This window comes from Acinetobacter kanungonis, from assembly GCF_009939195.1.
GTDB classification, from domain to species: Bacteria; Pseudomonadota; Gammaproteobacteria; order Pseudomonadales; family Moraxellaceae; genus Acinetobacter; species Acinetobacter kanungonis.
Window position 1 is genome coordinate 1 of record NZ_JAACKC010000014.1, and the last position, 13,720, is coordinate 13,720.

15 protein-coding genes and 2 pseudogenes are annotated in these 13,720 nt (G+C 35.4%); 3 read left to right on the forward strand and 14 right to left on the reverse strand.

Annotation, left to right across the window (positions count from 1 at the left end; translation table 11 throughout):
• A partial coding sequence (locus GWK51_RS16215) for a transposase domain-containing protein (RefSeq protein ID WP_161934489.1) occupies positions 1-257 on the forward strand: 257 nt, incomplete at its 5' end.
• A 222-nt stretch (positions 258-479) separates the two neighbouring features.
• Here GWK51_RS16215 and GWK51_RS16220 read toward each other — a convergent pair.
• The 6 genes and pseudogenes from GWK51_RS16220 to GWK51_RS16245 all read right to left on the reverse strand — a co-directional run.
• Entirely contained in the window at positions 480-914 is a 435-nt protein-coding gene (locus GWK51_RS16220) for a hypothetical protein (RefSeq protein ID WP_161934490.1), read from the reverse strand.
• Positions 915-937: 23 nt separating this feature from the next.
• Entirely contained in the window at positions 938-1,468 is a 531-nt protein-coding gene (locus tag GWK51_RS16225; protein WP_161934491.1) for a hypothetical protein, read from the reverse strand.
• A gap of 101 nt (positions 1,469-1,569) precedes the next feature.
• A complete protein-coding gene (locus GWK51_RS16230) occupies positions 1,570-2,841 on the reverse strand; it encodes an SGNH/GDSL hydrolase family protein (RefSeq protein WP_161934492.1) in 1,272 nt (423 codons plus the stop codon).
• A gap of 25 nt (positions 2,842-2,866) precedes the next feature.
• Positions 2,867-3,946: an SGNH/GDSL hydrolase family protein gene (locus GWK51_RS16235; protein ID WP_161934493.1), complete on the reverse strand. Its 1,080-nt coding sequence runs from the start codon at positions 3,944-3,946 to the stop codon at positions 2,867-2,869.
• Positions 3,933-5,300, reverse strand: coding sequence for an MBOAT family O-acyltransferase (locus GWK51_RS16240; protein ID WP_328703742.1), 1,368 nt, complete (start codon positions 5,298-5,300; stop codon positions 3,933-3,935). The genes GWK51_RS16235 and GWK51_RS16240 overlap by 14 nt, the downstream gene beginning before the upstream one ends.
• A gap of 737 nt (positions 5,301-6,037) precedes the next feature.
• A pseudogene (locus GWK51_RS16245) lies at positions 6,038-6,665 on the reverse strand (IS5 family transposase); the annotation flags it as partial.
• A gap of 176 nt (positions 6,666-6,841) precedes the next feature.
• On the opposite strand from GWK51_RS16245, the gene GWK51_RS16250 reads away from it, so the two are divergent.
• Positions 6,842-7,456, forward strand: a complete 615-nt coding sequence (locus tag GWK51_RS16250) for a hypothetical protein (RefSeq protein WP_161934495.1) — start codon at positions 6,842-6,844, stop codon at positions 7,454-7,456.
• Between the two features lie 34 nt (positions 7,457-7,490).
• A pseudogene (locus tag GWK51_RS16680) lies at positions 7,491-8,040 on the forward strand (IS3 family transposase); the annotation flags it as partial.
• A 45-nt stretch (positions 8,041-8,085) separates the two neighbouring features.
• Here GWK51_RS16680 and GWK51_RS16260 read toward each other — a convergent pair.
• The 8 genes from GWK51_RS16260 to GWK51_RS16295 all read right to left on the reverse strand — a co-directional run.
• Positions 8,086-8,550: a hypothetical protein gene (locus GWK51_RS16260; protein WP_161934497.1), complete on the reverse strand. Its 465-nt coding sequence runs from the start codon at positions 8,548-8,550 to the stop codon at positions 8,086-8,088.
• 778 nt (positions 8,551-9,328) lie between these two features.
• Positions 9,329-9,874 (reverse strand): hypothetical protein, encoded by a 546-nt coding sequence (locus GWK51_RS16265; RefSeq protein WP_161934498.1) that lies wholly within the window; start codon positions 9,872-9,874, stop codon positions 9,329-9,331.
• Positions 9,846-10,226 (reverse strand): hypothetical protein, encoded by a 381-nt coding sequence (locus GWK51_RS16270; RefSeq protein WP_161934499.1) that lies wholly within the window; start codon positions 10,224-10,226, stop codon positions 9,846-9,848. Before GWK51_RS16270 ends, GWK51_RS16265 begins: the two co-directional genes overlap by 29 nt.
• Positions 10,227-10,516: 290 nt before the next feature.
• Complete coding sequence (locus GWK51_RS16275; RefSeq protein WP_407925996.1) at positions 10,517-10,930, reverse strand: hypothetical protein; 414 nt, start codon at positions 10,928-10,930, stop codon at positions 10,517-10,519.
• A gap of 209 nt (positions 10,931-11,139) precedes the next feature.
• Positions 11,140-12,066, reverse strand: a complete 927-nt coding sequence (locus tag GWK51_RS16280) for a hypothetical protein (protein ID WP_161934501.1) — start codon at positions 12,064-12,066, stop codon at positions 11,140-11,142.
• 508 nt (positions 12,067-12,574) lie between these two features.
• Positions 12,575-13,000: a hypothetical protein gene (locus GWK51_RS16285; RefSeq protein ID WP_161934502.1), complete on the reverse strand. Its 426-nt coding sequence runs from the start codon at positions 12,998-13,000 to the stop codon at positions 12,575-12,577.
• A 177-nt stretch (positions 13,001-13,177) separates the two neighbouring features.
• Complete coding sequence (locus GWK51_RS16770) at positions 13,178-13,309, reverse strand: YHYH domain-containing protein (RefSeq protein ID WP_161934503.1); 132 nt, start codon at positions 13,307-13,309, stop codon at positions 13,178-13,180.
• A 142-nt stretch (positions 13,310-13,451) separates the two neighbouring features.
• Positions 13,452-13,720, reverse strand: a 269-nt coding sequence (locus GWK51_RS16295; RefSeq protein WP_161934504.1) for a transposase domain-containing protein, incomplete at its 5' end; no start/stop codon positions are given.

The window sequence follows — 13,720 nt, forward strand, 5'->3', positions numbered from 1 at the left end:
ACCGTTATCTGGATGATGGCAATTTACCAATAGACAATAATTGGATAGAAAACCAGATGCGTCCGTGGGCTTTAGGTCGCAAGCACTGGTTGTTTGCAGGATCACTGCGTAGTGGTCAACGGGCAGCGAACATCATGACTTTAATTCAGTCAGCTAAACTAAATGGTCTTGATCCGTATGCCTATCTCAGTGATGCGCTGAAAAGGCTGCCAACACATAAAATGAAAGATATCGAAGCGCTACTACCGCATAACTGAAAGCCTGCTTGAGTTCAAGCGTTCACTGGATGCTTACCATGATGAAGCCGTAAAGTCAGAATGCCTTTCCATTATTTCTGAAGATCTGCTGGGCTTTGGATTCCTCGATCCAAAAGCATGAAACGTCCGTATAAGCCTCTTTATAACAGAGATTTTTATGGTTAACTTGTACAAATCGATGACTCAAACCATGACTTGTTTCACAAAGTCATAAAAGTAATGTTACATTTCAGAACGGAGACTGACGCCCTGAAGTTTATTGATAATTTTTTTATTTAGATTACAGTCTACAGTTGCCAGTAATTTTTCATTCTTACTTACTTCTACGCTGGCTGTACGTTGATGGGTTATTTTATCTAAGCTTTCATTTACTCGATATATGGTTTTTCCATTTGGTATGTTAATAGCATAATTTTCATAACGGCCTATTCCTGACCACTGATAGGTCGTTACCTTATTTCTAGGAATACTAATAGCCAATTCAGGAGAAATATTCGCTTTACCAAATGTATAGTTAATTGTATTCCCTGAATCACAAACTTGAATTACTTTATTATTAGTAGTAGTACAACTAAATATTGTTTTGCTATTACTTGGGCATGCAGAAAATGCTGAAGGACTACATATAACTATTAGCCCTATTATCATTTTTTTCATTTTCACTCACTCTCTTTCATTTATTAATAATTACAATATTTTTGTTCACCAAAAGGTTCATCATACCCTAAACTGATTGCAGAAACTTTTTGGTTTTTTAATTGATTAGTATTTACATCTCCTCCCCAAGTATTAAAAGTGAGATTGATTGAACCTTCAGGGCCACTTCTAACAACATAATCAGCAATCATTCCTTCGCCCCACCCTTCATGGTAACAACCATATTTTAATTTTTTCTCAATCGTATTAATGTTTTCTTTATTTAAGAAAATTTTTATATTATCTGTAGATAAGTAATCCGTAGCAATTTTTCCGCTTAAGGTTGCATTACTTAAACCGTATTGGTCAAAAGTGGCTACTAAGCGATTGCCATTCTTCAATTTCCAAATTGAGAAACCTTGTTCATTCTGTGGAATACCTAATTTATGTTTTACAGAATTCAATGAATCACCGACTGTAACTTTTACCCCATTTGCAGAAATGAAATCTTCTGAAAATGCTGAAGTTGTAAAGGCAAGTAAACTCACCAATAAAATAGATTTTGATGCTTTCATCCGTAGGTCCTAGTTTATATTATGCTTAATTTATACAGCCCTATTATTTAATAGAGTAGTATTTATACGTATTTTAAAATATTGCAAAAAGATAATTACTGTTAAAAATTTATACTTTTACACTCTTTATTCCCCTCTAAACAAATACTAGCATATCCCGTATTTGTTGAGGGTTTATACTGCTGTGAAGATTTCGCTACATTAACTTCTGTATTCATAGGAGTGTTATAACTTTGTTGTAATCCTACAAAAGACAGCAGATCATCTGCCAATGCTTGTCCTAATTTTTGATAACCTACTTCTGAAAAATGAACCCCATCTTTTCGACCTAAACCTTGATTAATCCAAGATTTCATCGAGCATTCCCCCCCCATGGCTTGTTGCCAATTCCAATACAAAGTATGCTTTTGCTGTGCAACTTGGTACTGCACATTTTGAATTGCAGTCAATTTAATTGGTCTTATCCCACATTGACCCGCGACATTTTTTAAGCTTTCTGGCGCTGAAACAATCATAATGGCAGTATCAGGACTCGCTACACGGATCTGGTCAACTTTAGAAATTAATAAATTTTTATACTTATCTACATCAATATTGTCGTTAAATGCTTCGTTTGTTCCATAAGCAATAATAATTAATTCAGGCGAAATGCTCTTTAAATTTTGCTGCCACCCCTCGTTCCAGCGATTCCAATATGATAATTCTGCTCCATTAATTCCTAATGCTGAAACAACAGCACCCCCACCATTTTGATTTTTTGCCCACCACCCCCCAATTGCTGATCGGTCTACATTTGAAGCAGTGATAGTAAATGGTAGCCGTGCCACAAACTCAACTGTTTGCCACGTATTGTCTTTGATTGGGGCTTCAATCTCGAATTGATGACCTTGTGCATCTCGGCCCAAAAACTTACCATCTGTTGCAGCCTGCCTTAAATTTACTTTGATTTTTTGCGAAAGTTCACTTTGTTTTGATTTAATGGTTAAAGTTGCTCCATTATGCTTAGGAATAGCAATTAATCCCCCCAACGTATAATTATGATCTCGTTGCTGACGGCTAGAGATTGGTTGCCAACCATTGTTATCGTACCCATAACGAACTAAACGCTGCCCAGAAAAATACATAGGCATTCCCCAACCCATTCCCCCATTCCCTAGTTTATTTTGTAATTTTGTTCTTAAGGTCCCGGTCATTACATCAGCCGCTGTATGGGAATCACCAAATTGAACAATATGTACAGATTTATTTTTAAAAGCAGTCATTAATTGGTCGGTATTAGGATCATTAAAATTTGTCAAATTACTAGCGTAAACCTGCGATCCGATCATTAAAATGCAGAATACACCTAAAGAAACCGACTTTTTAATCAACATAGACTTAACCTGTATTTTATTTAGTTTAATGAATAACTTTTAGGTGGCTTGAAATAACTTGTGCAATTAGTTTCTGACCTTCTATGGAAAAATGAATTCCATCAGCACTACGCATTTTGATAGAGCCTCCATTTTTAGTAAGATATTCATTGTAAATATCATTTTTTCCACCAAGCAATGGCCTAGAATCAATAAAAAATGCCTGATGCTTTTTCACTTCATCACTAATGACTCGATTTAAATATACCATCTGCTGATTCAACGAATCTTTTTTCATATTTGGTGGACTCAACCACATCACACTAATTCGATTTTCTTTAGCTGTTTGAATGATTTGAGAAATGCGAGAACGATAGACAGTCTCCCATTCAGGCGATTGAAATTTAAGGTAACTTCCACCTTTAGGGTTTGGCATATCCCAAGGATCGTTCGCTCCTAAGAACACGACTAAAACTTTAATTTGCCTATTTGCAGAAATAGTATCCTGAATTGTTTTAGGCCAATCGAAGAAGCTTGGGTAAGATAAACCGGTACTTTGTTTACTCAAATTAATGGTTTTAATATCAAATTTTTCTTGCAAATGCTTTTGCACATGCGGTGCAACCCCCTGCATTAATGAGTCACCAGCAAAGAAAACTTGGTCAGTTTTGGTCAAGGTAAATTGGTCAAGTAAAGCTTGATGTACCCTTGCTTGTTCTTCTTTCGCTAATCGCATCTTTTCTTGTTTTTCAAGGTCTAACAAGTACTTGCGATATTCTGGTGTATAAGCATAATGCTCATTGTATCGGCTTATGATGTCGGTATTCAATTGGCCAACCATGACTTTATTCAAGCCATGTTTCGTATATAAAAGATTACCAATCTGCCCACCTAATGTCCATACTTCATATTTTTCTAACTTAGATAAAGGGCTTTCTCTATGATAAGTCTGCTGAAAATAGGCATTGACTGAATTTTGCATAATCCAAATTGATAAAAATGCAAAAAAAATCAGAGTAACAAGAATAAAAATATAACTCTGGACATGATCATCAGCTTGATCAAATTCCTGAGCATTAACTTCATATTCAAGCTCTAGCATTTTTGATTCATTAGAAATTTGCATATATAAATCCAGGAATTCCCGAGGGTGCACAAATGATAATAGTGATGAAAATAGTGAAGAGCGGTACTAGCAATGCATATCTTGGGATCTTTCGTTGATATGAACTTAAATTACTTAATGTCCGATAAACAAATGGGTAAATCATCCAGGCTATCATCAACAAAGTCAGCAAATATAATGGGTTACTAGTCCACTGGACATTAATATAATTACTTAATAAGGCTCTAAATACTTGTAATGCCTCTTCGAAGGTTTTAGCTCTAAAGAAAACAAAGCAAAAACTAACAAAGGTGATTGTTAAAAATACGCTAGTGGTTTTACCTATCCAACTTGATTTTGCAAAAGCATCACGTGCATGTTTTATGTCTACTTTAAAGACCTTTTGATAGACTTTATCTGAGATATTAAGCAGTACTAATGCTAAGCCGTGTAACAATCCCCAGATAAAAAAATTCCATCCTGAACCATGCCATATACCTGATAACACCATTGCAATCACTAGATTTAATTGGGTTAGTGTAAAACCACCCCGGCTTCCCCCTAGCGGGATATAAATATAGTCTCGGATCCAGGTAGACAAACTGATATGCCATTTATCCCAAAAATCACGGATATTGTGGGCAAGTAATGGAGCTCTAAAGTTTACAGGTAATCTAAAACCCAGCAGTAGGCCAAAAGCGATCATCATTTCACTGTAACCGGAGAAATCGAGAAATAGCTGCAAGGTATAACCATAAATCGCAGCCAATATTTCTAAACTATGATATTGCATTGGATTAGCGAATACGGGATTTACCCATTGATCCGCAAGCCAACCCGCGATCCACCATTTTTTTATTAACGCTAAAACCAGAAGTATTAAAGCCAAGCTCGGTAATAAAATTTTACGGGGTTGATGCGTAGTTATCTGTGTACTCATTCCACAAGACTGTCCACTAATATCAGTCAGCCCCTTTGCATTCTGAGCACGAGCGATAGGGCCGGCTGTTATAGTTACAAAGAATGAAAAATGCATTAAAAGTTGAATTAAATTAAATCTAGGACAATCTATTTCATTCCTATAACGACTAACCAAATAACTAATGGCTTGGAATGAGTAATAGGAAATGCCTAAAGGTAAAATTAAATTTGCTGTCAATCCAGAATTATCCAAATTAAATTTTTCTAAAAATTCAGAAACTATAGGTTTAAAAAAATCATAATATTTAAAGGTACTTAGCTGAATTAATGTTATTGCAATTCCAGAAATTAATAATTTTTTCTTAATTAAAACATATCGATCCATTAATATAGATATTAAATAAACTATCAGACTAAATCCAAGTAAAATGATGATAGCTAACCCACCAGCCATCAAAAAAACCAGAAAATAACTTGTAATAACGAGAATAAGATTCTGAATCTGAGGTTTATTCCTAAATGCCCAATAAACACAAAAGAAAAGAATAAACAATAAAGAAAATTCTATAGATAAGAAAGAAAACATTGTTTTTTTAAAGTTTACAAAAATTTACCCAAGTATAACATTACTTAAAAAATAAATTCATTATATTTTCTAATAAATTAAATAGACCTCTTTTATAAATTATTTTTGATTCAACACCCAGTTAAAGATTCTAGCAATTAAATTGAATCTTAACTCTAGGGCGTGTCCTCATTTGGTCTTGCATCAAATCAACATACAAGCAATGTAACAATAGATTTTTAATTTTATGCAAGCTTATCAAAATCGGGTCGCTATCGCACGTAAATGTTTTAATCTAGCAAAGGCATTTTCAACAAAATGCTTTAAACGATATAAGTATGAATCACATTCCTTATTTTCTCTCTGACTATTTGATTTCATTAGAATGATCGGCGCAATATTATTGTTTCTTGCCAACGGCCTAATTTTTTCTGAAACATAACCTTTATCTGCAATCAGGTAATCTGCCCGACCAATCTAACAAATCAACTGTTCTGCAACTTGGCTGTCATGAATTTCACCCCCGTGATTTTAAAATCAATCGGGAATTCATTCGCATCGGTTGCAAGATGGATTTTTGTGGTTCTTCCACCTCTAGACTATCCAATTGCTCGCTCGAAACAATGCCTATCTGCAATTAGCTGACGGCATTGTTTTGTATTATAAGCCCCATCTGTATAGACTGATTCAATCTGTTGATCTAATGGGATTTGATCAAGTAAATCCCCAAGGTCTTGTGAATCACTCACATTATTCGTTGTGAGCTGAACTGCTCGTATTTGTAGGGTTTTAGCATCTATACCAATATGGAGTTTTCGCCATTGGCGACGATATTCATGCAGATGTTTCTTGCGTTTCCATTCGCATTCTCCTAAAAACTTTAAGCCGTTAGAGTCGACAAGTAGATGTAGTCCATCACTACTTTTTTGATAGCCAATTACAAGATCAATATGCCTTTGTTTTCTGCAAATGGTGGAACAATCTGGCGCTGTCCAATCTAGACCATACAGCTTAATGAGGCTTTGCACAAAGCCAGTGACCATGCGTAAAGAAAGATGGGATAAGGATTTAATCATTAAGCAGCATTGGATGGCTGCGTCATAATAAGTTTGATTTAGACCTTGTTTGCCATTTGCTTGCGCATACCACTGGGTTTTGGGATCAAACCAAGTGGCAACATTCCTGCGATTGATGAGAGCTCGGTTGTATATAGACCTGTTGGTTGAACGGTGGATTAGGTACAGGCTTCTTCATTCGGGAATTATATTGCTGAATCATGCCTTACGAACAACTTTGTGCAACAAAGCCATGCTAATCTAAGATTATTGTAATGCCTTTAAGTGCAACTTTAGATAAATTACTTAAAAGTAAGCGTTGGATATAATTTAAATTTTTGTAAAAATATTTAATTCTTTACTATGAGACTTTACATGAAAAAGCAAACATTACTTTTAGGTCTGTTTTTACTCGGCCATTTACTTTTAACAGCATGTGGCGATAAGAATGTAGATGCTTGTGATCCAACAAAATTTGATTGCACACCAGTATGTGATAAAACCAAATATGATTGTACGCCCAAAAATGAAATAGCTTCAAGTGCAACTGTAGTTGATGATAAAGCTAATATTTCTAAACTAGAAACTGAGAATTCAAATCAAAATAAGCCAACTGCCGAGGAGAAAAAAGAAGTTTCTGCAGTAGTAAAACCTGAGGAAGTTAAGAAAATTCAGTCTGAAAAAAAACAAAATGAATCGGATACATTTCAAAAAAGTTTTAATGATGCAAAAAAAGCTGCAAAACGTAAGATTGATCAATACTACAAATATTATTTAAACCAAAATACAGATGGCTTATTTGATTATCTTGGATATAGCAAATTTCAAGTAAAAAGTCAGACTAATGAGATTGTTTACTTTACTTATACGATTGAACTCATGCGTGGTGGGAATGAATCTACTATCCGTGACTGTGATTTGCGAGGCGAATATAATGTGAATACAGGTTCCATTAAGTTTGAAGCTGTGAGCGAATCTTGCTTGTGGTAATTTTTTTAAAAACTTTTTAAATTGTGTGATTCATAGAGGCTGTCCTCAGATTATGCAACCCAACCATTTAAATAGAGAGTTTGTTTTAATACATCTGATACTTTGTGGGTGACTGATATTACTTACATTCGCACATGGCAAGGTTGGTTATATCTAGCTGTTGTTCTGGATTTATATTCGAGGAAAGTCATTGGTTGGTCGATGAAATCCACTCTTGCTAAAGATATTGTGCTTGATGCTCTACTCATGGCGGTGTGGCGGCGCAGGCCAAATGAACCTGTGATCATATACTCAGACCAAGGCTCACAATATAGCAGCAGAGACTGGCAGAAATTCTGCCAGAAGTATAACTTGATTCCGAGTATGAATCTTGCATTGGGCAGTATACTTATATTTGGACAATTCTGTTACTGAATCCTTTTAGCAGCTTAAAGAAGGAAAGAATTAAAAAGAGGATTTATAAAACATGAGGAATGGCCGTGCAGATGTATTTGATTATATCGCGATGTTTTTCAATCGAATCAGGGCGTCATTCGCATCTTGATAGGATGAGTCCAGAAGCCTTTGGAGTAACTTCATTTTGAAGCTACTCCAAAGGCTAGAATACTGGGAGCAGTCCATAGAGACTATTAACATGTACCATTTTTCACAATCGACATTAGCTCTTTTTTATAGCTGTCTGGGTCATAAACATCAGTAATTTTACATCCTTGAGCATCACATTTCACATCAAAATCAACATAAAAGCTTTCTCCGAAATTTTTAGCCTGTGCACGTACACGTCCATTCGGCAATGCCGAGTATTTTATTTTATTAATACTGACATCATAATCATTGCCTGGAATAAGAACTTGTCGTACCCATTCACACATATCTCCAACATGACGATCTGCAATAGCATCTCGCTTCTGAATTAATAGGCGCAATTCTTTTGATGCATGTAGCTTTAATACATCAATCCCCATCAAGTCTTCATTTAATTGATCTGCATATAATTTCTTAACAAAATTAATTTTTTCTTGTTGAGAGGAATTAGCATAGCCTGTACTCGAAGATAAAATGCATAATGCACTTAGAATAATTTTTAATTTCATTTTCACAAAAGTATTTGATATTTAAAGTTAAATAATAATGTCTATTAATCAACAGCACAAGAAAATTCGTATATTTACTCTAATATATCAGAGTGGGGCGAAGGTCCTGTATCAGGATAGGAGATCTCCTTTTAAATGTATGAATAAGCCACCATAATAAAAGCCGCAGAATGCATACGTCACCTGACAACTAGCAAGTCCTAAGATTTATCACCACGACTTTCTCTGCTGTTTTTACCCCATGGAATTCAGATTAAATAAGAATGCGTATAATCTAACCTCGCTATTTTTCAAATAGGCAGATGAAATTTTAAAACCTGAATTATTTATAGTTTTATCGCATCTTTTACAGATTTCAAGGTAGTCTAATGACTGGGCGGAAGATTTTTTCCTCTGGTCTGAACATTTACTTCAACTCCACATCTCTTGAATTACTGCTCGAAGCTATCCGAGGAAACTCTACAGAACCAGTTCAATTGAATAGCCACCATTTTAGTTAGATAAAATGGCTACTTAGCTGGAATTTATGCCCCTTTATGCACTTATCAATTATGTTATCAAAACAAGCCAATCATTCGTGTAAGGAAATGATTGGCTTAAGCAGGATTCGGGTTAGATAAGCTATAAGTAAATTGGATGATAAAGGAAATATCTAAATGAATTGCTTAGTTTGTATTCTATTCAGCCTAAGCTACTGAATAATATGAACCATATCACGCTTTTTACATATTGTCAGTATGTAGTGCTTGTTGTTTGGTTACAGTACTATATATAGTGTTTACTCGCAGTTTCTAGGAAAGATTTTTCCTAAAGTAGTTTGACCTTTTTTTACAGTGAGATAGACATTACAAACTTTGTAGATACGAGGAATTTCAGGATCACCAAAGAGGAGGGCAAGTTCATAACGCTCTACGCCATTCGTTTTACCAAGAGATGTTAAACCGTCATAACCAACAATGTCATATTCAGCATCATTGTCTACATCTTTATAGGTCTTATAGTGTGCTAACAGTTGGTCAGGTGTGTAGTGAACCGCTTGCATAAACTCTGCATCTGCTGCTTCTTGAGAGACCATATCAGCTTCAGCCTGAGCTGCTTCATATTCTTCTGCTCCTGCTATTGCATCTGCAGCTTCTTGTGCTGCTGCATCTACTGCATCCATATCGGCTTGCGAATAGTATTGTGCATTTAGATGTGCTGCACTAACCCCTAGAAATAAAGTTAAGAATAATTTTTTCATATTTTTTCTCTGATCAAAAATCATTAATTTTGTACCGCCTGAAGTCAATGGAATTCTAGTTTTTACATTCAGCATCTGTTCCATCTAAACCTTTTGCTGCATACCGATGAAAATCTAAATTTTCTTGAATACTTGGCAACATACTGCCATCTAAGTATTGGGCTAAGTCTGGATTATCCGATATAAGCTTCTCAGCACGTTCTAGGTTCGTCACTGTATTACATACTGTCCAATAAAAAAGCCTATTTTCCGCCTGAGTTCTATTCTCTTTCTCAGCATAGTCTAAAAGTACCTGTAAATTTTCTTCATGCTTTTTACCATAAGCTTCTAATTGCTCACCAAATTGTTTAGCTCGTATTGTCTCTAAATCTTCTGCATGGCTAAATGTAGTAGCATATAAAAATATACCCAATGCTAATGGGATAAATCGAATCATTGTATAAGCTGTTGTAAAGTCTCTAAAAGTTGATTATAGCATTCTGATTTAGAGCCGTTAAAGGCTATTTTAGGTTGCTAGTGGTACTCATTCATTTCTGTTTTGAACTGCACTTCTAGATCATAGATAGCTTCAGGATATTCATAGAGGATCTGCCATTCATAAGGCATGGCTGTGACTGTGCCATATCGAGTCAGAATAAGGCATAGCGAGAAGTAGATTTGGTTTGGCGATTGAATTTTACTTTCTCGCTATTTTTTTTGCACAGTAGATGTCAACAGATCCTAGTTCTAAGATTTACATTTCATTGCTTTGGCTGGCGTTATATTTTTCGCACTCACCAATTGACTAGAATCATATCCCTCAGTTTCTGCAATAAGTAATCTATAGTTCTTTATGGTTACTGTAGCTTTACCTTCATAGGTGCAATAGCCTTTCTTAATGCTGTTTTGCAATTTAAAGGTATTTTTCGCCATTTCAAAGTTAGAAAAACAGAACCATACATTTCGTGTGTCACCTTTAGGACGAGGGATTAGCGATGCTGATTTTTTGTCCGGAAAAAAGCAGACATCATCACCCATATAGTCTATATATTCAGGATCAAGATTACGTGAATATGTGCCGGTTAAAGTGGTTTGTCCTGTGTAATATTTTAGCTCTCCCTGAGTTTTGTGATATTGGAAAGCATGTGCGCTTACTAACATTGGGCATAGTGCTGTAATACAAATAAAAAATTGTTTCATTTTCTCCCCCCTAAGTTTATTGTGTTGCTATTCTCTTGATACACCATTGTAGAATATTTAAGCTTATACAATATGTCACCCAATATCTAAATAGCAGTCAAATCTAGCTGTTGTTTTCCATCTTTTTTAGAAATGATGATGGCGCTTATTTCAGCATCAGCTGAGCCCGATTACTGATATTCTTTTTTTTCTGGATTGTAATTCACAATTAACTGTTGATTGGTCGGTTCAATACTACTGTAGTCTGCATTGGGTTTTTCGCCGCTATAACTAACTTGAATTGGAAAATATTTTTTACCATTATCAATAATCTGGATCGTACTATCGAAGCTAAAGTACAAAGGGGATTCAGGTTCATAATTTCCTGAGTTGTCACCAGCCGCTTCAGCAACACCGTAAGCACCAATAAAATCATCTTCAGGTAAATGAATTACGTTCCATGAACTGCTCGTTTCACCTGTGCTGGTGTAACCACTTTGATAAAAGCTACCAATGAGTTTTTTACCAATCGGCTGCATATTATTTAAGATTTGTTCCCGGTCTACGTGTACACGTCCATAGCTTCCGCCATATTCTTGTTCAGGTCGACTCTTGCTGACCACTTGAAATTGTCCATTGGTGAGTTTTTTAAAGCTATATAGGTCCAAACTTCCGACACAAGCATGACAACTTACCATACTCCCATTTTCCATTACTTGTATTTTTTCAATCAGCACTAAAAAGCGCGCTTCACCTTCAACATTTCGATAGTTAATAATTGGATGCATGATCGCAACGGTATTTTCACCAGCTTCATCTGGTGAACCAATTGCGACAAAATTTTGTGTTTCAAGTTCACCTTCATTTACAAAAACATTACGCATATTATCTTTGTAAAATAAGCGCATAACTTCTTTAAAACTTAATTCATTTAAACGTGCATCCACCAAGTCTTGACTAAGGAAACTAGATTTTTTTGATTCAGATGATTGCTGTGTGGTTTTGAGTTGTTGAACTGTGGCTGTTGCAGTCGACTGCCCGCTATATCCTAGATAACCCCATACGGCTGTACCACCTAATACAACTCCAACAACACTACCTAACCATGTATTTTTCATCTTTTTTAACTCAATATAAGGTTTCATAAAATTTTAAATGTGATGTTTGCCCTTAAACAAACATCTACTATAAAAAGCCTTTTCCACGTTTTAGCTAGTTCAATTTACAATGCTAAAACTTAAATTTTTAGTCGATAATCAATAGGAAATTGGCAATTTTTGTTTGTTATTCTAGGAATGGATACAAAATATTTAGAAACCTATTTCCCCCGTTTGTTTAAAGTCTTTCTTTTTCATCCACCCTTCAACTGTAGATCCATCGTTTCGGATATATAAGACGCTGATCTATGTCTGATTACTGGTACGAATTTTTCATAAGTAATAATGCAGTCTTTAGGAATCAAAAAAGACTTTTTTTATTCCACGGTTCAGACGGTTCCGTATAAAAATAAGTTCAAAAACCCTTTTGATATATGGCTGAGCGCTGACTAGATTGTACATGTGTAAAGACAGATAACTACAAAGAAAACTCTGATTATGTTTTTCATTTTCCCCGACCAATAACTGTTTACCAGAAACGTACATGCTCAGTAGATAAATCACTCTGAATAATCACCCCTCTTCTAAGATCCAGCTGACTTTCATCTGCGTTCATTGTTTTTAACCTATAGATTTTTTGATCACCCAAGTTTTTAAGCTCCCAGCTATCCATACTTAAATAGCGACTCACATCCCCATCTGGCCATTTAATGGTCAGTAATGGCAATAATTCATTCGCTCCATAAATTTGCTTAGTTATTGAATCTATTGATGCTTTCACCATTGAACGTGTGACTACACACTTTTTGCTAGCAACTTTACCTTTATAGGCACAATTAAATGATGCTGAAGCCTGAGAAGCATGCATAAATTTAATGGTTGAAACTTCTGCATTGACCTGCATGCATCCGAATAAAAAAGTCAGCGTTAGCCCGCTTTGAATAACAAACTTCATATTTCCTCTTCAGACGCTCCATATTTTTAATTTAAAATAACAACTTATGATTAAATTATATTTGAAAACTATTTAAAACTCACGTTTAAAAAATATTTTGACTAAACTATACCGAAATAAGTTTGAGCCCATCTTTTAATCTCTTTAGGAGATTACTTGTATAGAACGAATTGAGTATTAAGGAAGATCAAACTCTACAGAATTAACCGTATCGGGTTTATGGCAGCCATTTTTATCCGTACCACCGCTATGCGAATATGCAGCTGTGGCAAAAGTTGCTACAAGGATAATTGCTAGAATCTTTGTCACATTACTCCCCTTCTTTTAAAGTAAAAATATATTTGTATCAGCTAGAAAATACTATGTAAGTATGAAAAATAAACAATAAGAGCTTTTCTTATGAAGATATTTTCGTCTTTTAATCTAAGCATCCAGTGAAGCCCGCTTGAACTCAAGCAGGCTTCCAGTTATGCGGCAGCAGCGCTTCGATATCTTTCATTTTATGTGTTGGCAGCCTTTTCAACACATCACTGAGATAGGCATACGGATCAAGACCATTTAGCTTGGCTGACTGGATTAAAGTCATGATGTTCGCTGCCCGTTGACCACTACGCAGTGATCCTGCAAACAGCCAGTTCTTGCGACCTAAAGCCCATGGACGCATCTGGTTTTCTATCCAATTATTGTCTATTGGTAAATTGCCATCATCCAGATAACGGC